At 72.6% G+C, this 23,567-nt stretch carries 17 protein-coding genes, 1 tRNA gene and 1 pseudogene; 15 read left to right on the top strand and 4 right to left on the bottom strand.

Going from position 1 to position 23,567, the window contains the following annotated elements; genetic code table 11:
- Positions 1 to 5: 5 nt before the first annotated feature.
- From AB0J08_RS26890 to AB0J08_RS26865, 6 genes and pseudogenes are all read left to right on the top strand, one after another.
- A pseudogene (locus AB0J08_RS26890) lies at positions 6 to 467 on the top strand (GNAT family N-acetyltransferase); the annotation flags it as partial.
- Between the two features lie 128 nt (positions 468 to 595).
- On the top strand, positions 596 to 1,546 hold the full coding sequence (locus tag AB0J08_RS26885; protein ID WP_360639467.1) for an ABC transporter substrate-binding protein: 951 nt from the start codon (positions 596 to 598) through the stop codon (positions 1,544 to 1,546).
- Between the two features lie 40 nt (positions 1,547 to 1,586).
- Complete coding sequence (locus AB0J08_RS26880) at positions 1,587 to 2,597, top strand: amino acid ABC transporter permease (protein WP_360639464.1); 1,011 nt, start codon at positions 1,587 to 1,589, stop codon at positions 2,595 to 2,597.
- A gap of 20 nt (positions 2,598 to 2,617) precedes the next feature.
- The gene (locus AB0J08_RS26875) at positions 2,618 to 3,370 is read left to right on the top strand and encodes an amino acid ABC transporter ATP-binding protein (RefSeq protein WP_360639497.1); all 753 of its coding nucleotides are present in this window, start codon (positions 2,618 to 2,620) and stop codon (positions 3,368 to 3,370) included.
- Between the two features lie 42 nt (positions 3,371 to 3,412).
- A complete protein-coding gene (locus AB0J08_RS26870; protein WP_360639461.1) occupies positions 3,413 to 4,399 on the top strand; it encodes an ABC transporter substrate-binding protein in 987 nt (328 codons plus the stop codon).
- 93 nt (positions 4,400 to 4,492) lie between these two features.
- Positions 4,493 to 5,710, top strand: a complete 1,218-nt coding sequence (locus AB0J08_RS26865) for a serine/threonine-protein kinase (protein WP_360639458.1) — start codon at positions 4,493 to 4,495, stop codon at positions 5,708 to 5,710.
- 100 nt (positions 5,711 to 5,810) lie between these two features.
- Here AB0J08_RS26865 and AB0J08_RS26860 read toward each other — a convergent pair whose 3' ends face one another.
- On the bottom strand, positions 5,811 to 8,453 hold the full coding sequence (locus tag AB0J08_RS26860; protein ID WP_360639455.1) for a PKD domain-containing protein: 2,643 nt from the start codon (positions 8,451 to 8,453) through the stop codon (positions 5,811 to 5,813).
- Positions 8,454 to 8,545: 92 nt separating this feature from the next.
- A complete protein-coding gene (locus AB0J08_RS26855) occupies positions 8,546 to 11,221 on the bottom strand; it encodes a PKD domain-containing protein (protein WP_360639452.1) in 2,676 nt (891 codons plus the stop codon).
- 406 nt (positions 11,222 to 11,627) lie between these two features.
- Here AB0J08_RS26855 and AB0J08_RS26850 point away from each other — a divergent pair, with 406 nt between their 5' ends.
- On the top strand, positions 11,628 to 12,479 hold the full coding sequence (locus AB0J08_RS26850; RefSeq protein ID WP_360639449.1) for a fumarylacetoacetate hydrolase family protein: 852 nt from the start codon (positions 11,628 to 11,630) through the stop codon (positions 12,477 to 12,479).
- Positions 12,480 to 12,572: 93 nt separating this feature from the next.
- On the opposite strand, the gene AB0J08_RS26845 is transcribed toward AB0J08_RS26850, so the two are convergent.
- Positions 12,573 to 13,307, bottom strand: coding sequence for a helix-turn-helix domain-containing protein (locus tag AB0J08_RS26845; RefSeq protein ID WP_360639446.1), 735 nt, complete (start codon positions 13,305 to 13,307; stop codon positions 12,573 to 12,575).
- Positions 13,308 to 13,495: 188 nt separating this feature from the next.
- Between AB0J08_RS26845 and AB0J08_RS26840 the strand changes: the two genes are divergently transcribed.
- From AB0J08_RS26840 to AB0J08_RS26815, 6 genes are all read left to right on the top strand, one after another.
- Positions 13,496 to 14,185 carry a rhomboid-like protein gene (locus tag AB0J08_RS26840; RefSeq protein WP_360639443.1) on the top strand — a complete coding sequence of 230 codons (690 nt, stop codon included), beginning with the start codon at positions 13,496 to 13,498 and terminating at the stop codon, positions 14,183 to 14,185.
- Positions 14,186 to 14,249: 64 nt separating this feature from the next.
- Positions 14,250 to 15,953: a DUF885 domain-containing protein gene (locus tag AB0J08_RS26835; protein WP_360639440.1), complete on the top strand. Its 1,704-nt coding sequence runs from the start codon at positions 14,250 to 14,252 to the stop codon at positions 15,951 to 15,953.
- Between the two features lie 302 nt (positions 15,954 to 16,255).
- Positions 16,256 to 17,806 (top strand): MFS transporter, encoded by a 1,551-nt coding sequence (locus AB0J08_RS26830; RefSeq protein ID WP_360639437.1) that lies wholly within the window; start codon positions 16,256 to 16,258, stop codon positions 17,804 to 17,806.
- A 109-nt stretch (positions 17,807 to 17,915) separates the two neighbouring features.
- On the top strand, positions 17,916 to 18,833 hold the full coding sequence (locus AB0J08_RS26825; protein ID WP_360639434.1) for a carbohydrate kinase family protein: 918 nt from the start codon (positions 17,916 to 17,918) through the stop codon (positions 18,831 to 18,833).
- Between the two features lie 159 nt (positions 18,834 to 18,992).
- A complete protein-coding gene (locus AB0J08_RS26820; protein WP_360639431.1) occupies positions 18,993 to 20,015 on the top strand; it encodes a trypsin-like serine protease in 1,023 nt (340 codons plus the stop codon).
- 84 nt (positions 20,016 to 20,099) lie between these two features.
- On the top strand, positions 20,100 to 20,969 hold the full coding sequence (locus tag AB0J08_RS26815) for a hypothetical protein (protein ID WP_360639427.1): 870 nt from the start codon (positions 20,100 to 20,102) through the stop codon (positions 20,967 to 20,969).
- 156 nt (positions 20,970 to 21,125) lie between these two features.
- Here AB0J08_RS26815 and AB0J08_RS26810 read toward each other — a convergent pair.
- Positions 21,126 to 21,197 (bottom strand) — tRNA-Arg (locus tag AB0J08_RS26810).
- Between the two features lie 177 nt (positions 21,198 to 21,374).
- On the opposite strand from AB0J08_RS26810, the gene AB0J08_RS26805 reads away from it, so the two are divergent.
- Both AB0J08_RS26805 and argS read left to right on the top strand, forming a co-directional pair.
- The gene (locus tag AB0J08_RS26805) at positions 21,375 to 21,794 is read left to right on the top strand and encodes a response regulator (protein WP_360639494.1); all 420 of its coding nucleotides are present in this window, start codon (positions 21,375 to 21,377) and stop codon (positions 21,792 to 21,794) included.
- A 73-nt stretch (positions 21,795 to 21,867) separates the two neighbouring features.
- Positions 21,868 to 23,523 carry an arginine--tRNA ligase gene (argS, locus tag AB0J08_RS26800; protein ID WP_360639424.1) on the top strand — a complete coding sequence of 552 codons (1,656 nt, stop codon included), beginning with the start codon at positions 21,868 to 21,870 and terminating at the stop codon, positions 23,521 to 23,523.
- The last annotated feature ends 44 nt before the right edge of the window (positions 23,524 to 23,567 follow it).

Genomic DNA, 23,567 nt, shown 5'->3' with positions numbered 1-23,567 from the left:
CCGGCCTGGCGACCGAGGTCCGCCGGGTCACGATCGACGACCCGCTGGTCGAGCCGCTGCTGCGGGAGCTGACCGAGGAGTACGTCACCCGCTACGGGCCGCAAGCCCGGGAGGAGATGCGCCGGTACCCGAAGGACGCCTTCGCGGAGCCGGCCGGCGTCCTGCTCCTCCTCCTGGAGGACGGCGAGCCGGTGGCCGGCGGTGCGTACAAGCGGTACGACGAACGGACCGCCGAGGTGAAGCGGATGTGGACGCACTCCGCGCACCGCCGCCGGGGGCTGGCCAGCCGGGTGCTGATGGAGCTGGAGCGGGCCGCGCGGGAGGCCGGCTACACCCGGATCCACCTCACCACCGGCCCGCGCCAGCCCGAGGCCAAGGGGCTCTACCTGGCCACCGGCTACACCCCGCTGTTCGACGTCGACGCCGATCCGCTGACCATCGGCCCGCTGGCGTTCGAGAAGCTCCTGCCGGCCCGCGGCGATCGGCCCCGGCCCCGCGCCGAGCAGGGCGACCGGCCCCGCGCCGAGCGGGGCGACCCGCCCCACCCCGCACGCCGACCCCACCCCGCACCGACCCCGAAAGGCGCCACACTCCCGTGAGAACCACCACCGTCCGCCGCCGCCTGCTCGCGACCGCCGCCCTGCTGCCGGTCCTGGCCCTGGCCGCGTGCGGCTCGGACCCGAAGACCGCCGCCCGGTCCGGCGCCGGCAAGGCGGCGGTCGACGCCGCCGCGCAGGACCTCGTCTCCGGCATCCAGAAGTCGGACGCCGCGGCCGCGCTGCTGCCCGAGGACGTCCGCAAGGCCGGGACGGTCAAGTTCGGTTCGACGATCGCCACGCCGCCCGCCGCGTTCTACGCCGACCAGGCCACCAAGAAGGCGGCCGGGGTGGACATCGACTTCACCGACGCGGTGGCCAAGGTGCTCGGCCTGACCGTGGAGCGCGAGGAGGCGGCCTTCGAGACCATCCTGCCCGCGCTCGGCAGCGGCAAGTACGACGTCGGCACCGGCAACTTCGGGGTCACCGCCGCCCGGCTGAAGACCATCGACTTCGTCACCTACATCGACGACGGCCAGGGCTTCGCGGTCAAGAAGGACAACACCACCCTCCAGCCCGTCACCGACCTCGTCCAGCTCTGCGGACTGGTCATCGGCACCGGGGCCGGCACCACCTTCGAGACCACGCTGAACAGCAGGAAGAACGTCTGCACCGACGCCGGCAAGAAGCCCTACGAGGTCAAGGCGTTCAGCGACAACGGCGCCACGCTGACCGGCCTCCAGCAGGGCCGGATCGACGTCGTGATGTCGACCATCAACGGCCTGCGCTACCAGGCGTCCCAGGAGGCGTCCGGGACGAAGTTCCTCGGCGAGTTCCACCGGCTGGACGTCGGCTTCGCGTTCAAGAAGGGCTCCACGCTCACCCCGGCGTTCCAGGCGGCGGTCAACCAGCTGATCAAGGACGGGACGTACGACAAGATCGTCAAGAAGTGGGGAGTAGTCGATTCGGCGATCAAGGAGTCCCAGATCAGCCCGCCCGAGCACGCGTGACCCCCTGTCCGGGCCCCGGGCCTGTTGGAGGAATCCCACCATGACCATCACCACCGAGGCCGGCCCGCCGGCCGGCACGGCCACCAAGACGCCGGCCGCCCCCGCCGGGCGCGTCGACCTCGGCGAGCTGGCCGGCCTGCGGACCGTCCGCGCCCGCCACCCCCTGCGCTGGGCCGTCGGCCTGGCCGCCCTCGTCGTCCTCGTCCAGTTCGCCCACGGGCTGGCCACCAACCCGGGCTGGGACTGGGACACCTTCCGCGTCTACTTCTCCGCCGACACCATCCTGCGCGCGGTCGGCCGCACCATCGAACTCACCCTCTACGGCACCCTGCTGGGCTTCCTGCTGGGCGCCGTGGTGGCCGCGATGCGGCTGTCGCGCAGTGCGATCCTGCAGTCCATCGCCTGGGCCTACGTCTGGGCGTTCCGCTCGATCCCGCTGATCGTGCAGCTGGTGTTCTGGTTCAACCTCTCCTACCTCTACAAGCGGTTCGGCATCGGCATCCCGTTCGGCCCGACCTTCGCCGAGTTCGAGACGATCGGGGTGCTGGGCGCCCTGGGCGCCGCCGTGCTGGGGCTGGGTCTGCACCAGGCGGCGTTCGCGGCGGAGATCATCCGCGGCGGCATCATCGCGGTCGACGGTGGGCAGCGCGAGGCCGCCGCCGCCCTGGGCGTGCCGCGCTGGCGCCAGGCCTGGCGGATCGTGCTGCCGCAGGCCATGCGCGGCATCCTGCCGGCCGCCGCCAACGAGGTGATCTCGCTCTTCAAGGGCACCTCGGTGGTCTACGTGATGGCCATCGGCGAGCTCTTCTACCAGGTGCAGGTCGTCTACGGCCGCACCGGCCGGGTGGTGCCGCTGCTGATGGTGGCCACCGTCTGGTACGTGCTGCTGACCACGGTGCTGTCGATCGGCCAGTACTACGTCGAGCGCTACTTCGCCCGGGGCGCCGAACGTACCCCGCCGCCCACCCCGCTCCAGCGGGTCCGGGCCTTCGTCCAGGGCCTGCGGGCCGACCGCACCCCCGTCGTGACCGCTTCCGGAGGACGCTCGTGACCACCCCCGTCGTGGAACCCATGGTGCAGGTCAGGGGCCTGCACAAGAGCTTCGGCCAGCTCGCCGTCCTGCGCGGCGTCGATCTCGACGTGCCGGCCGGCTCGGTGACGGTGGTGCTCGGCCCCTCCGGCTCCGGCAAGTCGACGCTGCTGCGCTCGATCAACCACCTGGAGAAGCTCGACCGCGGCTTCGTCGCGATCGACGGTGAGCTGATCGGCTACCGGCGCTCCGGCGACCGGCTGCACGAGCTCAGGGAGCGCGACGTCCTGCGCCAGCGCACCAACATCGGCTTCGTGTTCCAGAACTTCAACCTGTTCCCGCACCTCACGGTGGTGGAGAACATCATCGAGGCGCCGGTCAGCGCGCTGCGCCGGCCCAAGGCCGAGGCCCGGGCGGCGGCCCGGCGGCTGCTGGAGCGGGTCGGCCTCGCCGACAAGGCGGACGCCTACCCGCGCCAGCTCTCCGGCGGCCAGCAGCAGCGCGTGGCGATCGCCCGGGCGCTGGCACTGGAGCCGAAGGTGCTGCTCTTCGACGAGCCCACCTCGGCGCTGGACCCGGAGCTGGTCGGTGAGGTGCTGGACGTCATCAAGGACCTCGCCCGGACCGGCACCACGATGATCGTGGTGACCCACGAGATCGGGTTCGCCCGCGAGGTCGCCGACACCGTGGTCTTCATGGACGACGGCGTGGTGGTCGAGCAGGGCCCGCCGAAGGCCGTCCTGGACGATCCGCAGCACGAGCGCACCCGCGCCTTCCTGGCCAAGGTCCTCTGACCCTCCGCCTCCAACTCTCTTCCACCGATCAGGAGTTCCGCCATGTCCCTACCCCGTCGCGCCCTCGTGACCGCCGCCGCGCTCGCCGCCACCCTCACCCTGGCCGCCTGCGGCAGCGCCACGGACGCCTCTTCGGAACTCGCTCCCGCCAAGGGCAGCACCGCTCCGGACGGCACCACGGTGAACCTGACGCCCCATCAGAACCGCATCACGACGGGCAAGGTGGACGCCATCGCGGCGCTGGTTCCGGAGGAGATCAGAAAGAGAGGGACGCTGACGGTCGCCAACTCACTGGGTACCACGCCACCACTGGACTTCTACGCGAACGACGACAAGACCGTCATCGGCGTCGAGCCGGACCTCGCCTTGCTGGTCGGCAACGTCCTCGGCCTGAAGGTGGAGTTCAACCCGGTCTCCTGGGAGAACGTCTTCGTCGGCCTGGACAGCGGCAAGTTCGACGTCGGCATGACCAACATCACCGTCACCGAGGCCCGCAAGGAGAAGTACGACTTCGCCACCTACCGGCTGGACATCCTCGGCTTCGAGGCCAAGAAGGGCACCGGCTGGAAGGTCGCCGGCCCCAAGGACGTCGCGGGCAGGACGATCGCCGTCTCCTCCGGCACCAACCAGGAGAAGCTGCTGATCGGCTGGAACGAGGAGAACGTCAAGAACGGCCTCAAGCCGGTCGACATCAAGTACTTCCAGAGCTCCTCCGACTACTACCTGGCCCTGTCCTCCGGCCGGATCGACGCCTATGTCGGCCCCAATCCGAGCCTGGCCTTCCACGCCGTGCAGACCGGTGAGACGGAGGTGGTGGGCACCTACTCCGGTGGCGGCGCGGACGTCCTCGGGAAGATCGCGGCGACCACCAAGAAGGACGGCGGGCTGGTCCAGGCGCTGAACGGCGCGATCAACGAGATCATCAAGAACGGCACCTACGGCCAGGCGCTGAAGCGGTGGGGACTCGACGGCGAGGCCGTCCAGACCTCCGAGATCAACCCGCCCGGCCTGCCCAAGCCCAAGCCGTAGTCCGTTCACCCCCATGTCCTCCCCCAGCGCTATGGTGGCCCCGGTCACGGTGGACGCGGTTCGAATCCGGCGTACTCGGGGGTTGGGGGAGACATGAGGGCTGGGGAGGTGCTGGACGGCCGCTACCGGCTGGACCGGATGCTCGGCCAGGGCGGATTCGGCGTGGTCTGGGCGGCCTACGACAGCAACATCGGGCGGCCGGTCGCGGTCAAGGTCCTCTCCGAGGAGAAGGCGAGCGACGACGAGGCGGTCGCCCGCTTCATCCGCGAGGCGAAGACCGCCGGCAGCCTGTCCAATCCGCACATCGTCACGCTGCACGACTACGGCCGGGTCCAGGAGGGCGCCTGGTCCACCCACTACCTGGTGATGGAACTGGTCCGCGGCCGCCCGCTGTCCGCGGTCATCAAGGAGGGCGTGCCCGACCCGGCGCTCGCGCTGAAGTGGGTCCGGCAGGTCTGCAAGGCGCTGGACGCCGCCCACCGCTCGGGCGTGGTGCACCGGGACATCAAGCCCGAGAACATCATGATCGCCGAGAGCGGCGAGGCCAAGGTGCTGGACTTCGGCATCGCCCGGCTCCTCACCCAGTCGGGCAGCGGGCTCACCTCCACCGGCGTCGTCATCGGCACCCCGCCCTACCTGGCACCGGAGTGCTGGGCCGGCGACACCATCGACGGCCGGGCCGACCTCTACGCGCTCGGTGTGGTGCTCTTCCAACTCTGCACCGGGCAGCGGCCGTTCAACGCCGGCTCGCCGGTCACCATGATGTACCAGCATCTGAACGACCCGCCGCCGCCGGTGCGCACCCCCTACCCGGCGCTCGCCGCGCTGATCCGCCAGATGCTCGCCAAGAACCCGGCCGACCGGCCCGCCGACGCCGCCGAGGTGCGCCGCCGGCTGCGCGACATCCCGGTCGGCCAGGCCGCCGCGCCCACGCCGCCCGAACCGCCCGAGGCGCTGCGCCTGCGGGCTGACCGGGCCTGGGAGTACGGCGTCGAGGGCCGGCCCGAAGAAGCCGTCCGGATGCTGACCGAGCTGATCCCGCGGCTCGCCCGCAGCTTCGGCCCGGCCGACCTCCGCACCCTGCGCACCTGCCACGACCTCGCCCTCTGGCTGGCCCGCGGCGGCAGCCCGGGGGCCGCCGCCGCACTGCTGCGCGAGCTGGCCCCGGCCCTGATCGGCGAGCCGCAGGCGCACGCCGACGCCCTGCGCGACCTGGACCGCTGGGAGCGCGAGCGTGACGGGACCGGCCCCGGTCCCGCCCGGGCGCTCCCCCTGGACCAGCTCCTCGCCGGCGGCCCGCAGCGAGCCTGACGCGCCCCGGCGGTCCGCGCCTCGTCGGCGCGGTACCGGACGGGCGACGGCCCGCCACCCGACGGAGGTCGGGTGGCGGGCCGTCGTGGGTCGTACGGGGTCAGATACCGGCCGCTGCCAGCAGCCGGGTGCCCTGGTGGGTGTCGTTCCAGCCGCTCCACTGCCCGGCGTCGTAGTCGCCGGCCGCGTCCAGGACGGTGCCCCAGGTCTTGCCGAGGCCGTAGAGCCGCAGCGTGTTCCCGGTGGCCGCGGCGGCGAGCTGCTCGATGTCACCGCGGTGGCCGAGGACGGCCGAGAGGTCGGCCCAGGAGCTCCAGCGTCCGGCCGCGTAGTCGGCGGTGATCTGGTGGACGCTGCCACCACTCACGGCGAGGACGTGGAACCGGGAGCCCGTGCTCGCGGCGGCCAGCTGGGTCACGGTGCCGGGCGTCCCGAAGAGACGGGTGATGTCGTCGGACCTCCAGGAGCCCCGGTCGTAGTCTCCGTCGGCCGTGTAGACGTGGCCGTCGGTGCCCAGCGCGGCCAGGTGGAGGGTGTTGCCGACCGAGGCCGCCGCCACCTGCTGGACTCCCGAGCCCAGGCCGGCGGCGCCGGTGATGTCGCCCCACTGGCTCCAGCTGCCCGTGTCGTAGTCCGCCACGGCCTCGTAGAGGCGGCCGTCGGCCACCGCGACCACGTGCAGCCGGTCGCCGGTCGAGGCGGCCGCCACCGCGGTGACCGCACCGAGCGGCCCGGCCGCTCCCGGCACCTCGATGTCGTACCAGCCCTTCCAGTCGTCCTCGACCAGCCGGCGGTCCGCGGTCAGGACCCGGCCGCCCTGGACCCGGAGCACATGGACCTGGTCGTTCGCGGTGTACGCCTCGGCGAGCGGCGGACGCGTGCCGTCCTGGCTGCTGAGGCCCCGGTTGCCGAGCGTCCAGGCGCCCCGGGTGTAGTCGGCGTTCATCATGAACAGCTGGTCGCCGCCGTAGCCCTCGACCAGCTGGACCCGCTCGCCGGACAGCCTGGCCCTGATCGCAGGGGGGTAGTCGGCGTCGACGGTGTGGCTCGTGCTCCGGGTGCGGCCGCCGGCGTCGCTCACCTGCACCGTGAGGGTGTAGCTGCCCGGCCGCGCGTAGTCGTGCCGCCACTCGTTGTTCCGGGTGCCGTCACCCCAGTCGACGGAGCGGGCGGTGATCTCCCAGGGGCTGAGGGCCGTCTGGGTGGCGATCGAGTACCGGATCAGGCCGGCTGTGGCGTTCTGGTCCTGCGCCGTCGTGAAGTCGAGGGTCAGCGGAGCGTCCGGGCGGACCGAGACCGGGTCCGGCCGGGCCGTGGTCGGGCGCTGCGCCCCGAGCTCGTCCAGGACCGTGAGGACCGGCAGGAAGTCGCCGGTGCGCTGGTAGACGTGGGTGGCGGTCGGCTCGGTGGTCTCCACGGGCGGGGTGCCGTCGCCGAAGTCGAAGGAGTAGCGGAGCCGGGTGGTCCACTCGTTCTCGGCCGTCGCGGTGACCTTGACGGTGAACGGAGCGGGACCCTGGATGCTCGGGTGGACCGTCCCGGTGACGGTGAGGCCCGCGTCGCGCAGGCCCGTCCGCTCGTAGGCGCCCCGGTCGCGGACCGTGCCGCGCGGTCCGGCGTTCGGCGCGCCGGGGTGGTCCACCGGGGCCTGGCCCAGCAGGTCGACGGGCTGGACGCCGGGCGCGTCCGGGTCGGCGTCGTCGAAGGCGGCGGTGTCGGCCTCGGTCAGCTCGTAGTCCGCGGAGTTGAGGAAGACGGGGTTCAGGTCGAGGTCGTGCGCCCCCTGGCCGGTGGCGGCGGTGAAGGCGGCCGGCGAGGGGTACGCGGCGCCCGCCCACCCGTAGGCGGTGCCGCCGGTCGCCGGGTGGACGGTGTTGTAGTCCACGGTCGTCCCGGCGACCGCCTCCGCGGCGACGGAGATCTGCGTGCCGCCCCGTGGCTCGGCGCCCGGGGCGCAGTCCGGCGTCCAGGAGCCCGGGACGGCGGTCAGGACGTTGTTCCGGACGGACACGCCGGTGGCGGTGCCGGCCACGGCCACGGCCGGTCCGCAGGGCGCCGTGACGGTGTTGTTGGTGACGGCGAGCCCGGTCACGCCGGTCGCCGTGACCGGGCTGCGGTCCGCGAGGGTGAAGAGGTTGGTGGCGACGACGGTGTCCCGGACCCCGGGGTCGAGCGTGATGCCGGTGGAGCTCTCGAAGCGGTTGCCGCGGACGGTCACGTTCCGGCTCGCGCCCGAGACGTGGATGTCGCCGCCGTCGCCGCCGTAGAGGAAGTTGTTGTGCTCGATGACGACGTTGCCGGAGTCGGCGACCGAGAACGCGGTCTTGTAGCTGTGCAGGGTGAAGTTCCTGATCACCACGTCGTGGACGCCCTTCAGGGCGAACAGGGGGGAGCCGAACCCGACCTGGCTCCGGTAGCTCTGGTCCTCGCGCAGGCCCGGATCGTCGCCTTCGATGACGATCGGTTTCTCCGGGGTGCCGGAGCGGGTGACCTCCACGTTCCCCTCGTTGCCGCCGTACCGGGCGACATGGACGGTCTGCCCGGGCTCCGCGACCTTCACGGCGGCGGCGAGGGAGCAGAACGGGCGGTCGGCGGCGCCGGATCCGGTGTCGGAGCACTGCGGCGGCCGGTTGTCGACGTAGAGCGTGCTGAGCGGCTCGGCGGCGATGGCGGCCGGCGCGGGAAGGCCCAGGACTGTGACGGCCGAGACGACGGCCAGCCCGAGGGCACGGCGAAGGAGCACGGAGGGATCTCCAGGTGGGGGGAACGGAGGAGACGGGTGGTGCCCGGTCCGGCCGAGCGGCCGGACCGGGCACCGTCGGGGCGGAGCGGCTGTCAGCCGGCGCCCGCCGCGGTCAGGTTGGCGAGGTTCGGCAGGGTGCCGGCGGCTCCGGCGGTGGTGACCTCCGCCCACGGGCGCCAGACGCCCCTGGCGAAGTCGCCGGTGGCGTTGTAGACGTGGTTGCCGCTGAACTCGTCGCTGACGGCGTACAGCTGCAGCGACGTGCTGGTGCCGGCGGCGGCGAGCCGGGTGACGTGGCCGGCGAGCCCGACGACGGCCGAGAGGTTGTACCAGCCGCTCCAGCTTCCGGCCGAGTAGTCGGCGGCGGCCTGGTAGACGCTGCCGCCGGCGAGCGCCAGGACGTGGAAGGTGTTGCCGACGGTGGCCGCCGAGAGCTGGGTGACCCCGGTCGGGTTGCCGAGCCAGCCGGGCAGCGGGCCGGACCACCAGGTGCCGCGGTCGTAGTCGCCCTCGGCGGCCCGGACCTGACCCTGCTGGTCCACCATCGCGATGTGCAGGACGTTGCCGGTGGCACCGGCGGCGATCCGGGTGATGCGGGTGTCCACCCCCGCCGCGCTGCTGACGTCGGCCCAGCCGGACCAGGTGCCGCTGTCGTAGTCGGCGGTGTTCTGGTAGACGCGTCCGTTGTACACGGCCAGCACGTGCACCTTGTTGCCGATCGCGGCCGCGGTGACCTGCTGGGCGACCGGGCGGGTGTTGTCGAGCGGGGCCAGCGTCTGCCAGCTGCCCCACTGGAAGTCCCTGACGCGCCAGTCGGCGCTGGCCAGGTCCCAGCCCACCATGCGGAAGACGTGCAGGTCGCCGTTGGCGGTGAAGGCCGAGGCCATCGGGATGTTGGTGCCGGGGTACACGAGGTTGTCGTAGGCGGGGACGGTGGTCCACCGGCGCCAGGCGCCGCTGGTGTAGTTGGCCGCCGCGTCACCGAAGCCCTCGACGGTCGGGCGGGTGTCGGTGAGGACACGCACCCGCTCGCCGTAGACGAGGTCCTTCATGGCCGCGGTGTAGTCGACGTCGACGGTCTTGGTGGTGCTGGCCTTCCGGCCGCTCTCGTCGGTCGCGGTGACCGTCACGTCGTAGCTGCCCGGGTGCGGGTACGTGTGCGACATGGACGAGTAGGTGGTGTTGCTGCCGTCGCCCGGGTCGATCTCGTAGCGCTGGATCCGCCAGGGGCTGGTGGCGTCGACCTGGAAGGTGTACTCCAGCGGCCGCTGGGTCTGCTTGACCTCGCCGATCGACACGGTCAGCGGCCCGGGTTCGTTGACGACGGCCTGGTTCGTCGCGGTGCCGGTGACCCTGGCGCCGAGCGCGTCCTGGACGGTCACGCTCGGGAGGTAGCGGCCGACCGCGGTGTAGGTGTGCCGCACCGTCGGATCGGTGCTGGTCACCGGCGCGGTGCCGTCATGGAAGTCATAGGTGTAGGTCAGCGCGGTCGGCCAGTTGTTCAGCACGGTGGCGGTGACCTTGACGGCCAGCGGCGCGGCTCCCTGCGGGCTGTAGAAGTCGGCGCCGCCGACCTGGAGCGACGCCCACTGCAGGCCTTGGAGTTCGCGCGCGCCGCGGTCCCGGCCGTTGCTGCCGGGGGTGCCGGCCACCAGCGGGTCGTCCAGTGCCGGCCTGCCGGTCAGGTCGGTGGGGAGGACGCCCGGGGCGGCGGGGTTGGCCGAGTCGATCGCCGCGGTGGCGGCTTCGGTCAGGTTGAGCACGCCGTCGGCGGTCGCGAAGGCGATCTGCTGGTCGGTGTCCCGCGCGCCCTGGCCGGTGGCGGCGTTGAACTCCGCGGCGGAGCTGTAGCGGGCATCGCCCCAGGTGTACGCGGCGGCCGTCTCACGGGGGTGGACGACGTTGAAGTCGACCGTGGTCCCGTCCGTCGAGCCGGCGGCCACGGCGATCGTGGCGTCGCCCCAGCCGCCCGGCATCCGGGAGCAGTCGGGAGCCCACCTCAGTGCGGCGCTGTAGCCGTCGATGATGTTGTTCTGGACCGACCCGCCCGTCGAGGCGCCCTTGAGGGCGACGCTCGGGCCGCAGACCGAGGCGATGGTGTTGTTGGTGACCGCGAGGCCCGGCGAGTCGGTGGCCGAGATGCCGGTGAAGCCGCCACCGAACTCGTTGGTGGTGATCGTGACGTCGTGCGAGCCGGGCTCGACGGTCACGCCGCCGGCGAGTTGGAAGGTGTTGCGGCTGATCGTGACGTGGTCGCTCTGCCCGGTCACCCGGACGGCCGGCGCCGGGGTTCCCGTCTGGTCGCGGTCGTGGAGGAGGTTCCGGTCGAGCGTCACCCGGCTGGAGTCCGTCACCACCACCGACTGCGGGGTGGTCAGGTAGAACCCGCGGATCACCACGTCGTGGACGCCCGTGAGAGCGAGCGCCGTGGTGTCCTTCGGGACGAGCAGGGGGACGGCCCAGGCGCTGTCACCGTGGGAGATCCCGGCGAACGTGATCGGCTTGTCGGCGGTGCCGGACCTGGCCGGGTGGAAGTCCTCGGTGAAGGCGTCGCCGCGGGCCTCGACGGTCTGGCCGGGTTCGACGACCTGGGCGGCCCTGGTGAGGGTGCAGTAGGGCTGGGCCTGGGTACCGCTGCCGCTGTCGGAGCAGTTGGCACTCGGGTAGTTGTTGACGTACAGCGTGGTGGCCGGCTCGGCGAGAGCGGGCAGGGGGGCGCCGAGGACGACGGCGGCAGCGGCAGCCGTCAGGCCGAGGGCGCGCTTCATGCGCACGATGGGTGTTCTCCGGTGAAGGGGCAGCGCCGGTGCGGAGCGTGCGGGCTGCGGCAGTGAGGTTGTATGAATTTGATCAAAGTCTGGCAGCCGACCTGACAGTGCGTCGAGAGGATTCCCAGGGGTGCCGGTCCGGCCGTCCCGGATGTCCGGCTCGGTCCGGAATCGTCCGGTCGCCCGGGCTCCGGGCTCGGATCCGCGCCACCCGCTGTGCCGGGGGCTGTCAACCGTGCGGGCCCCTGATTCGGCACCGCCGTGGGTGGCGGGAATTGAGAGGAATTCGCCGAGCTGGACCGTCTGGTTCGCAGGCGCCAGGCGTTGATATACCTCGCAACAAGAGTTCGGTGCGGTGTGTGCGGCCGTACCGGCGAGCTGAGACGAAAGTGGTGGTGACGCTCAGATGAAGCTCCTCCGTGTCGGACCACCGGGCGCCGAGCGTCCGGTCGCGCTGGGCCACGACGGCACCGCGTACGACCTCTCCGGCCGGGCCCGGGACATCGACGGCGCGTTCCTGTCCGGGCTCGACCCGGACGCGCTGGCCCGCGACGCGGCCGCCGGCCTGCTGCCGGTGACCGACATCGCCGGGCAGCGGGTCGGCGCTCCGGTCGTGCGGCCGGGCAAGGTGGTCGGGATCGGGCTCAACTACCGGGACCACGCCGTCGAGGCCGGCGCGGCCATCCCGGACGAGCCGGTGATCTTCCTCAAGCCCGGCAACACCGTGGTCGGCCCGTACGACGAGGTGCTGGTGCCCCGGGGCGGCGAGAAGACCGACTACGAGGCCGAGCTGGCGATCGTGATCGGTCGCACCGCCCGGTACCTGGCCGGTCACCGGGAGGCCGCGGAGGTGATCGCCGGCTACACGATCGCCAACGACGTCACCGAGCGGGCCTTCCAGTTCGAGCGCGGCGGCCAGTGGGACAAGGGCAAGTCGGCGGAGACCTTCACCCCGCTCGGCCCCTGGCTGGTCACCGCCGACGAGGTCGCCGACCCGCAGCGGCTGCCGCTGCGCCTGTGGGTCAACGGCGAGCTGCGGCAGGACGGCTCCACCGCACAGATGATCTTCCCGGTACTGGAGATCGTCCGGTACGTCAGCCAGTTCATGGTGCTGGAGCCGGGCGACGTGATCGTCACCGGCACTCCGGCGGGCGTCACCCTGGGTCGCCCGGGCACCCCGTTCCTGACCCCCGGGGACATCGTGGAGATCGAGATCGACGGGCTGGGCCGCCAGCGCCAGGTGCTCGGCAAGGCCTGACGCCCGGGCGGCGCCCCACCCCGACCCCGGGCACGGGGGTCGGGTCGGGCCCTCGGAGCCCCTGGCGGGCCCCGCCCGACGCGCGCCCGCGCCTCAGCCGCCGAGCGCCTCCCGCAGCCGCGCGGCCCGCGGTGCGTCCGGGCCCTCCAGCGCCAGCAGCGTGGTCAGGGTCTGCGCCGTCTGCGGATCGTGCAGCGCCGTCGCCGCGGCCATCGCCATGAACTGGTCCACCAGCCAGTCCCGCAGCTCACCCACCGGCAGGACCCGGCCCTCGTCCAGCCAGGTCAGCGAGGCGCCCTCGACCACCGCGATCCACGAGCGCACCAGCAGCGTCAGCCGCGGCCCGGCCTCGCGGACGCCGAGGTGACGCAGGGTCCGCTTGAGCGCCGCCCGCCGGACGTCGTCCACGATCGCCGAGGTGCGCTGGGTCTCCACCACCGAGCCGCCGCGCAGCAGGGCCGAGTACCCGGCGTCGTGCTCGGCCACGAAGGCGAAGTAGCTCTCCAGTACGGCGGCCAGCTGCTCGGTCGGGGTGCCGGCCAGTGGCACCGTGAACCGGCTGGTGAGTTCCTGCGCCGCGGTGCGCAGTGCGGCCTCGTACAACTGCTGCTTGCCGCCCGCGAAGTACCGGTACACCAGCGGCCGCGAGGCCCCGGCGGCGGCCGCCACGTCGTCCAGGCTCACCTCGTCCGGTGGCCGCGAGGCGAACAGCTCCAGCGCCACCGCGATCAGCTGCTCCCGCCGCTGCTGCACCGGCAGTCGCCGGTACCCGCTGCGCCGCGGACGGGCCTCGGGGGAGGGCGGGACGGGCACTGGGCTGGCTTCCATGGCGGTCAGCGTAATGGGCGCCGGTCCGATCGGATCCTTGCCTGCACCGATCTTCCCGAACGGATGTTTGTGGCCGGGCCGGCCGGCCACCGGCGGGTCAGCGGTCGGCCACCGGCGGGTCAGCGGCATCCCGGCGGACCGGCCGCCGACGATGGGACGGACACCGCCGCTTCGAGGAGGACCACCGGATGGCGCGGGCAGAGCAGTGGACGGCCGCCGCGCGCCGGGTACCGGGAGCGGTCCTGCGGTGGGTCCGGTCGGCGCCCGGGACGTACCTGTGGCTGCTGCTCCTGGCGGACACCAGCTTCGTGGTGGCGCGGATGGACCCGGCGAACCTGGACTGGTTCCTGACCGCCCGCTCGACCAACCTGGACAACCTGCGCGAGGACCCGCTGCACGTCCTGGTGGCCAGCGCGCTCTGGGCGGAGCAGTCGAGCTTCCTCCTCTACTTCGTGCTGTTCACCCTCTTCCACGCCAACGCCGAGCGTTGGCTGGGCACCCTGCGCTGGTTCACGGTGGCCGCCACCGCGCACGTGCTGGCCACCCTCGTCAGCGAGGGGGTGGTCGCCCGGGGCATCCTGAGCGGCCGCCTCCGGGAGAGCCTGTCCGCCGCGGTGGACGTCGGCGTCTCGTACGCGCTGGCCGGGGTGGTCGCCGTGCTGACGTACCGCTTCGCCGGCCGCTGGCGCCTGCTGTACGGGGGCGGCGTGCTGCTCTTCTACCTGGTGCCGCTGGTCACTTCGCACACCTTCACGGACCTCGGACACTTCAGCGCGGTACTGATCGGCCTCTGCTTCTTCCGGTTCGCGCGCGGCCGGCCCACCTGGGACCCGGGTCTGCTGCTCAGGCGCCGGCGGGAGCGCCGGGCGGGTGCCTGAAATGGCCGGTCCATGCCACAGGGTAGGGGCTTGCAATCGGCTCGGGCCGCGAAATGATGTCCGGATGGTTGAAGAACTGATCAGCTCCGGCGGCACCACCCCGCGCCGTATTGCCGACGACTACGTGCAGGCCCTGGCCGAGCTCGACCCGCTGACCGCGGTGTACCTGGGGCTCAACCTCGACGACGACCGCCTTCCCGACCTCTCCCCGGCCGGTGACGAGGCGCTCGCCGAGCTCGGCCGCCGCACGCTCGCCCGGCTCTCGGACGCGGAGCGGGACGGAGCCGCGGAGGACGAGGCCGAGCGCCGCTGCGCCCGGCTGCTGCGTGAGCGGCTCACCGCCGGGCTGGCCGTCCACGACGCGGGGGAGGGCTTCCGCGCGGTTCGCAACCTGGGCTCGCCGGTCCACCACGTGCGTGAGGTCTTCACCCTGATGCCCGCCGACACCGAGCACCAGTGGGAGGTGATCGGCCGCCGGCTGGCCCGGGTGCCGGTCGCACTGGAGCAGTACCGGGAGACCCTCGCCGCGGGCGTCGAGCGCGGCCTGCTCTCCGGTCCCCGCCAGGTGACCACCGTGGTCGAGCAGCTCGGCGACTGGCTGGAGGGGGACGAGGCCGGGTGGTTCGGCGTGTTCGTCCGGCAGGCGCCCGAGGGCCTGCGCGCCGGCCTGGCCGGGCCCGCCGCGGCGGCCGCCGACGCGGTGGCCGGCCTGCGCGACTGGCTGCGCGACGTCTACGGCCCGGCCGCCGCCGACACCCCCGACACCACCGGGCGCGAGCGCTACGGCCGCTGGGTGCGCTACTGGACGGGCGCCGACCTCGACCTGGACGAGGCGTACGACTGGGCCTGGCAGGAGTTCCACGGCCTGCTCGCTCAGATGGAGACGGAGGCCGAGAAGGTGCTCCCCGGCTCCACCCCGATGGAGGCGATGAAGTGGCTGGAGACCGAGGGCCCGGCCGTCCAGGGCGCCGAGCCCGCGCGTGAGTACCTCCAGGGGCTGATGGACGGCGCGATCCGCGACCTCCAGGGCACCCACTTCGACCTGGCCGAGCCGGTCACCCGGGTCGAGTCGATGATCGCCCCGGCCGGCAGCGCCGCCGCGCCCTACTACACCTCGCCCTCGCTGGACTTCAGCCGCCCGGGGCGGACCTGGCTGCCGACCATCGGCCGGGAGCGCTTCCCGGTCTGGGACCTCGTCTCCACCTGGTACCACGAGGGCGTTCCCGGCCACCACCTCCAGCTCGCGCAGTGGAACTTCGTCGCCGACCGGCTCTCCACCTACCAGGTCAGCATCGGCGGGGTGAGCGCCAACGTGGAGGGCTGGGCGCTGTACGCCGAGCGTCTGATGGACGAGCTGGGCTACCTCACCGACCCGGGCCACCGGCTCGGTTACCTCAACGCCCAGATGATGCGCGCGCTGCGGGTGATCGTCGACATCGGCATGCACGTCGGGCTGGACTTCCCCGCCGACTCCCCGTACCGGCCGGGTGAGCCCGTCCTGCCGGCCGCGGCCCGGGAGTTCTTCGGCCGGTACTGCGGGCTGTCGGCGGAGGTCCTGGACAGCGAGCTGGTCCGCTACCTGGGCATGCCCGGCCAGGCGATCGGCTACAAGCTGGGCGAGCGGGCCTGGCTGCGCGGCCGGGCGGCGGCCCGTGCGGCGCACGAGGCGCGCGGCGAGGAGTTCGACCTCAAGGCCTGGCACATGGCGGCGCTCTCGCAGGGCTCGCTGGGCCTGGACGACCTGGTCGCGGAGCTGGCCGCGCTGTAGCGGTGCCGGTGCCGGTGCCGGTGCCGGTGCCTGAGTCGGCCGAGGTCGACGGTCGACGGTCGACGGCGTCGTGGCGGGCCCCCGGGTGGCACGGACACCCGGGGGCCCGCGCGTCCTCCTGCCGGCTGCTCCGCCGGGCCGTCCGCACACCCGGCGGTCCTGGTCCCGTGGTCCCGGAGTCATGGTTCATTGGTCCCAATTCGTACGATTTGATGAGCTTTTTCCTTGCCATTCGCCGCGCGGCGCGTTTGGCTTGAAGGCGACTGCGTGACCTCTCCGAACCCCTGCGGAAGGCTCCCCCAGTGTCTGCTCAACCTGCCACCGGCCATAAGGCGGCGGACAGTCGTCGCTGGTGGGCATTGGCGGTCATCGCCATCGCCCAGCTGATGATCGTCCTCGACATCACCATCGTGAACATCGCCCTGCCCTCGGCCCAGAAGGACCTCGGGATCTCCGACGCCAACCGGCAGTGGGTGATCACCGCCTACACGCTGGCCTTCGGTGGCCTGCTGCTCCTCGGCGGCCGGCTCGGCGACCTCTTCGGCCGCAAACGCGTCTTCATCGTCGGCCTGCTCGGCTTCGCCCTCGCCTCCGCGATCGGCGGCGCCGCCACCGGCCCGAGCATGCTGTTCGCGGCCCGCGCCCTCCAGGGCGCCTTCGGCGCACTGCTCGCCCCGTCGGCGCTGGGCCTGCTCTCCACCACCTTCAGCGATCCACGGGAACGCAGTACCGCGTTCGGCATCTTCGGTGCGATCGCCGGCGGTGGTGCCGCGATCGGCCTCCTCCTGGGCGGCCTGCTGACCGAGTACCTGAACTGGCGCTGGTGCCTGTTCGTGAACACCCCGATCGCCATCGCGACGGCCTTCGCCGCCTTCTCCATCCTCACGTCGGACCACGTCGCCAAGGGCCGCCGGGTCAAGCTCGACCTGCCCGGCGCGTTCCTGGGCTGCGGCGGCTTGCTCGCCATCGTCTTCGGCACGTCCGAGGCGGTGAGCCGGGGTTGGGTCGACTGGCTGGTGCTGGGCTCGCTGGCGCTCGGCGTGGCCCTGCTGGCGGTGTTCGTGCTGGTGGAGCGGCGTACGGAGCACGCGTTGCTGCCGTTGCACATCGTGGGCGAGCGCAACCGCGGCGGCGCGGCGCTCTCGGTCGGCCTGGCCATGGTCGGGATGTTCGGCTTGTTCCTGTTCCTCACCTACTACCTGCAGGTGATCAAGCACTTCTCGCCGGTGATGTCCGGCGTCTCCTTCCTGCCGATGACGGCTGCCATCGTGATCAGTTCGACCGGCTTCGCGGCCCGGCTGATGACCAGGGTGCCGTCGCGCAACCTGATCGGGCCCGGGCTGCTGCTGGCCGGGGCCGCCATGGCCTGGCTGACCCAGATGAAGGTGGACAGCCCGTGGGCCGGCATGGTGCTGCCCGCCGAACTGCTGCTCGGCTTCGGGATGGGCCTGGTGTTCATGCCGGCGATGAGCCTGGCCACCCTGGGCGTCGCCCCGAACGAGGCCGGCGCCGCGTCGGCCACCATCAACTCGGCCCAGCAGGTGGGCGGTTCCGTCGGTACCGCGCTGCTGAACACGATCGCGGCCAGTGCCACCGCGACCTATCTGGCCACCCGGATCGCCGGCGATCCCCAGGTGCAGGCCCAGGGTGCCGTGCACGGGTACGTGGTCGCGACCTGGGTGGCGATGGGCATCCTGCTGACGGCGGCACTGATCGCCTTCCTGATGATCAACCACCGTCCGGCGCCCGGCGAGGCCACCGGGGAGGCCGTACCCGGGGCGGCGCCGGCCGAGGCGGGCGCGCAGACGGGCGCGGGGGCGGGGACGCCGAGCGGAAGGCCTCGTGCCTCCTGACCGCCGGCTCCCGACCCCCGAGTCCTGAAACTTGCCGCAAGGTCTTGCAGTCAACCTCCGGCGCCTGCTTGACTCCTGGCCACCACCAGGGAGTCAAGGAGGCGCCGCCGTGTCGGAGTCCGAGCTGTCCGGGCCCGTGTTCGATCTGCTCGTCGTCGGCGGGGCCGGTGTCGACACCGTCGTCCGGGTCGACCGGTTGGAAGTCCCGGACGCTGACTCGCAGTACGTCGGGCCCGTGCGCGACTACGTCGCCCACACCGGCAACGGCGTCGCCCTCGGCGCCCACCGCCTCGGCCTGCGCACGGCCTTCCTCGACTACCTCGGGGACGATCCGCAGGCCGAGTTGATCCTCGCCGAGTACGCCCGCCAGGGGCTGCCGTTCGCGCACCTGGTCTCACCGCACGGCACCCCGCGCGCGGTCAACCTGGTCGACGCCGCCGGCCGCCGCTTCTCCTTCTTCGACGGCCGCCACCCCGCCGACCTGCGCCTGCCGCGCGCGTTCTACCTGCCGTACGTGGAGCGCAGCCGGCACGTCCACCTCTCCATCAGCGGCCACAACCGCGACATGTACCCGGACCTGCACCGGCTCGGCCGCACCAGCTCCACCGACCTGCACGACTGGGACGGCCGCAACCCCCACCACCGGGACTACGCGCTCGGCTCCGACCTGGTCTTCCTCTCCGTGGCCGGCTGCCGGGGCCGCCACGCGGAGGTGATGGGCGCGATCCTCGCCGAGGGCCGGGCCACCGTCGTGGTCGCCACCGCGGGGGCCGAGGGCTGCTACCTGCTCACCCGGGACGCCCCGCTCCGACACCTGCCCGCCGTCGACCCGGGTCGCCCGGTCGTCGACACCAACGGCGCCGGGGACGCCTTCGTCACCGGGTTCCTCTACGCCTGGTTCCGCGGCCGCCCGCCGGTGGACTGCGCCCGCGCGGGCTCGGTGGCCGGGGCGTTCGCCTGCACCACGGCGGGGACGCACACCGCGTTCGCCACCCCGGGCGACCTGGCCCCGGTCCTGGCGGGCTGACGGGTTCGGGACGGCGCAGCCGGGCGGCCGGCCCCGGCGGCGGGCTCCGGCGGCGGGTTTTCTCATCCAGCTCCCAGCCGGGTATTACGGCCCTCCCAGCTCCCTGGGCCATAGTCGGACGGTACTCGCACCGACATTCAGGTCAGGAGCCGACCAGGTATGGGCCAGCACCGCCGCCGACCGTCCCGACGCCGCTTTCTGGCCCCCACTCTCCTCACCCTGCTCTCGGCGCTCACCGTGGCGGCGGTCGTCGCGGGCACGCACGTCGTGACCTCGGAGGCGACGGCGGCCGGCAGCCCGTCGGTGACCGCCCCGGCGGCCGCCGCGTCGTCCGCGGTGCCCTCGGCCGGGCCCTCGCCGACGGACGCCGTGGCCCGGGCGGCGGCCCCCGCCACCGGCACCCCCACCCCGGCCGCCGCCGACGCTCCCACGGACCCGGCCACCGCCGTCGCCACCGCGGACCCGGCCGCCACCGCTCCCACGGACCCGGCCGCGGTCGTCGCGACGACCCCCGCCGCCACGCCCTCGGTCGCCCTCGGCACCGCGGCGGTGGCCCCGGTCACCCCCGAATCCGCCACGATCGGCGCCCTGTTCAGCGGTGGGGTCGCGGCCGGCGACCACTTCTGCACCGCGAGCGTGCTGCACAGCACGACCCGCAACCTGCTGCTCACCGCCGCGCACTGCCTGAGCGCCACCGCGGGCGTCACCTTCGCACCCGGCTACCGCGACGGCGCGGCGCCGTACGGCACCTGGCGGGTCACCGCGATCCACACCACCGCCGGCTGGTCCCGGGACGGCGACCAGGACGAGGACTTCGCCATCCTGGAGACCGCCGCCAACGGCGGCCGCCGGATCGAGGACGTGGTCGGCGCCAACCGGCTCGGGACCGACGAGCCCTTCGGTACCACCGTCCGCCTCTACGGCTACCCGAGCGGCACCGAGACGCCGATCCTGTGCACCAACACCACCGGCCGCCAGGGCACCTACCAGCGCGTCGTCGACTGCCCCGGCTACCCCGGCGGCACCAGCGGGGGGCCCTGGATCAGCACCACCACCGGCCGTGTGGTCGGTGCCATCGGCGGCTACCAGGAGGGCGGCGACGGCCCCGACACCTCCTACAGCGCCTACTTCGACCACACCATCGCCGCGCTCTACACGGAGGCGGTGGAATCGGCCTCGTGAGCGAGGTCCGGTCGGTGGTTCGATCGGGGCCGCGCCACGTGACAAGCTCTCCGTCGACGATCCAACCCACCGGAGAGCCCACTCGTGACCACTTCCCGTACCACCGCCCTGACGATCGCCGCGACGGCCCTGGCCCTCGTCACCGTGGCGGGGTGCAACGACGACACCGGTTCGGCCGCCCAGCCGGCTCCGACCTCTGCCGCCGCCTCCTCCTCCCCGACCGCCTCCGTGGCGGCCACCCCGCCGTCGGCCACCGCCGCGGCCACCTCGGCCACCTCGGCCACCTCGGCCACCTCGGCCACCTCGGCCACCTCGCCGGCGGCCGCCGCGCCCGCCGACGGTGCGTTCGACCCCGAGAAGGCCCTGGCCGGCGCCGACAAGGCGCCGTACGCGGTGTCCACGACCATGACGACCGAGAGCGGCGGAGTGACGCTGTCGACCGTGAAGGGTCGCAACAACCTCAACGCAGCCTGGACCGGCCGCATGGAGATGCGCACCACCGCCCCCGGTGTGGCCGAGCCGGTCCTGTGGATCGAGAGCCTGACGACGGAGAACGCCAGTTACATGCGCGACCTCTCCACGCCGGGCGACGAGTGGGTCAAGATGCCGCGCACCACCGACTACGCGGCCACCGACTACTCCGACTACGCCAAGCTGCTGCTGGCCTCCGGTCCCGCCGCCCGCAAGGGGATGGAGACGCGGGGCGGCGTCGCCGCCTACCACCTCGCGGGCCGCATCGACGTCGAGCAGCTGAGCACCATCGACCCGCGGACGTACAAGTCGATGAAGGCGAAGGGCACCACCGGCTTCGGGTTCGACCAGTGGATCGACGCCAAGGGCCGCACCGTCTACGTCGAGCAGCAGATCGAGATGAAGGGCGTCACGGCGGTCAACAAGGTGACCTTCTCCGACTTCGGGCCGGCCGAGACCTTCGCCGCCCCGATCGCCGGCTGACATCGGCCGACCGCGAGCCACCCGCGGGTCCGGGGCCGCCGTTCCGTCAGGAGCGGCGGCCCCGGACCCGCGACCCGACCCGCCGCCGACATGACGAAGGCCCAGATCCGTGGATGAACTCCACTGACCTGGGCCTGTCTTGCACTTCTCGCGAAGTGCCCCCGGCAGGATTCGAACCTGCGCACCCGCCTCCGGAGGGCGGTGCTCTATCCCCTGAGCTACGGGGGCCTGCTTGGTGTTGTCGTCGCGTTCGCTTCGACGTGGAGAACATTACCAGGCCCGGGGCGTGCTCCGTGCACGGGTTTCGTGCACGGGTTCCGGGCACGGCCCGGCGGCGGGGAGCGGAAGTCGGGAAAGGCCGGACGGGGCGGCGGGCGCGCCGATACCCTCGGTGAGGTGTCGGGAGTGTCCGGGCGGGTCCTCGTGGTGGACGACAGCGAGGTGATCCGCCAGCTGATCAGGGTCAACCTGGAGCTCGAAGGCTTCGAGGTGGTGACCGCCGCCGACGGCGCCGAGTGCCTGGAGGTGGTCCGCCGGGTGCGGCCGGACGTGGTGACGCTGGACGTCATGATGCCGCGTCTGGACGGTCTGCGGACGGCGGCCCGGTTGCGGGCGGCGCCGGGGACGAGCGGGCTGCCGATCGCGATCGTCAGCGCCTGCACACCGGCCGACCTGGATCTCGGGGAGGCGGTCGGGGTGGACGGGTACCTGGGCAAGCCCTTCGACCCGGCGGATCTGGTGGCGCTGGTGTGGCGGCTGATGGCCCGGGCGTCAAGGCCCGACGGGTTTCGCCCTGAGCGAACAGAGCGCACGGATCGCGGCTGAGCACGGCGCACGGGCGTCTCAACCGGCAAACCGGGTGGCGAGCGGGTACCCCGTCTCGCCTACGCTTGGCGTCGTGACCCCCGCAGAGCTTTCCCTTGCAGTCCAGGCCGCAGTGAGCGCCGCCGTCGAGGCGGGCGAGCTGGCCGTCGCCGTGCCCGAGCACGTGACGGTCGAGCGGCCCAAGAACAGGGACCACGGCGACTACGCGACCAACGTGGCCCTCCAGCTCGCGAAGCCGGCCGGCAAGCCGCCGCGAGTCGTGGCCGACCTGGTGGCCGCCCGACTGCGAGAGCTGCCCGGGGTCGCGGGGGTCGACATCGCCGGGCCGGGCTTCCTGAACATCAAGCTCGACGCCGCCACCCAGGGCGAGCTGGCACGCAGCATCGTCGAGGCGGGCGAGGCCTACGGTCGCAACGAGGCGCTCAAGGGCCTGCGGATCAACCTGGAGTTCGTCTCCGCCAACCCGACCGGCCCGATCCACATCGGCGGCGTCCGCTGGGCCGCCGTCGGCGACTCGCTGGCGCGCGTGCTGCGGGCCTCCGGCGCCGACGTCACCACCGAGTACTACCTGAACGACGCCGGCGTGCAGATCTCCAAGTTCGCCGGCTCGCTGAAGGCCGCCGCGAACGGGGAGCCCGTCCCGGCCGACGGCTACGTCGGCGAGTACATCGTCGACATCGCCAAGGCGATCGTGGACGGCGTCCCGGGCGTGCTCGACCTGCCCGCGGACGAGCAGCTGCAGGCCTTCCGCGCCGAGGGCCTCAAGCTCATGGTGGCGGAGATCCAGCGCTCGATGGAGGAGTTCGGCACCCACTTCGACGTCTGGTTCTCGGAGAAGTCGCTGCACGACTCCGGCGCCGTCGAGAAGGCCATCGAGCGGCTGCGCGAGCAGGGCCACGTCTTCGACCAGGACGGCGCGATCTGGCTGCGCACCACCGAGTTCGGTGACGACAAGGACCGCGTCCTGATCAAGGCGGACGGCGAGACCACCTACTTCGCCGCCGACGCCGCCTACTACCTCTCCAAGCGCGACCGCGGCTCCGAGGTCTCGCTGTACATGCTGGGCGCGGACCACCACGGCTACGTCAACCGCCTCAAGGCCATCGCGGCCTGCGCGGGCGACGACATGGACCGCAACATCGAGATCAAGATCGGCCAGTTCGTGAAGATGCTTCGCGACGGCGAAGAGGTCCGCATGTCCAAGCGGGCCGGCAACATCATCACGATCGACGACGTGGTCGACTGGATCGGCGTGGACGCCGCCCGCTACACCCTGGCGCGCTCCTCCACCGACTCCACCATCACGCTCGACATCAACGTGCTGACCAGCCAGACCAACGAGAACCCGGTCTTCTACGTCCAGTACGCGCACGCCCGGATGAGCTCCGTGCAGCGCAAGGCCGCCGAGCTCGGCATCACCAAGGCGCCGGACTTCAAACCGGAGCTGCTCTCCACCGAGTGGGAGTCCGACCTGCTCGGCCAGCTCGGGGAGTTCCCCCGGGTGCTGGCCAAGGCCGGGGAGCTGCGCGAGCCGCACCACGTCGCGCGCTACCTGGAGGACGTCGCGCGCGACTACCACCGGTTCTACGACAACTGCCAGATCCTGCCCAAGGGCGACGAGGAGGTCACGGACCTCACGCACGCCCGGCTCTGGCTCGCCGACGCGACGCGCACGGTGATCGCCAACGGCCTCACGCTCCTGGGCGTGACGGCGCCCGAGCGGATGTAGTACCACCCCCAAGCGCACAGCGGGGGCGGCGGACGGTCAACGAG

Origin of the sequence: Kitasatospora sp. NPDC050463 (genome assembly GCF_040655255.1) — a bacterium.
In the GTDB taxonomy this organism is placed as follows: domain Bacteria; phylum Actinomycetota; class Actinomycetes; order Streptomycetales; family Streptomycetaceae; genus Kitasatospora.
The sequence above is the reverse complement of the archived record's forward strand: the minus strand, read 5'-3'. Positions and strand labels throughout refer to the sequence as shown.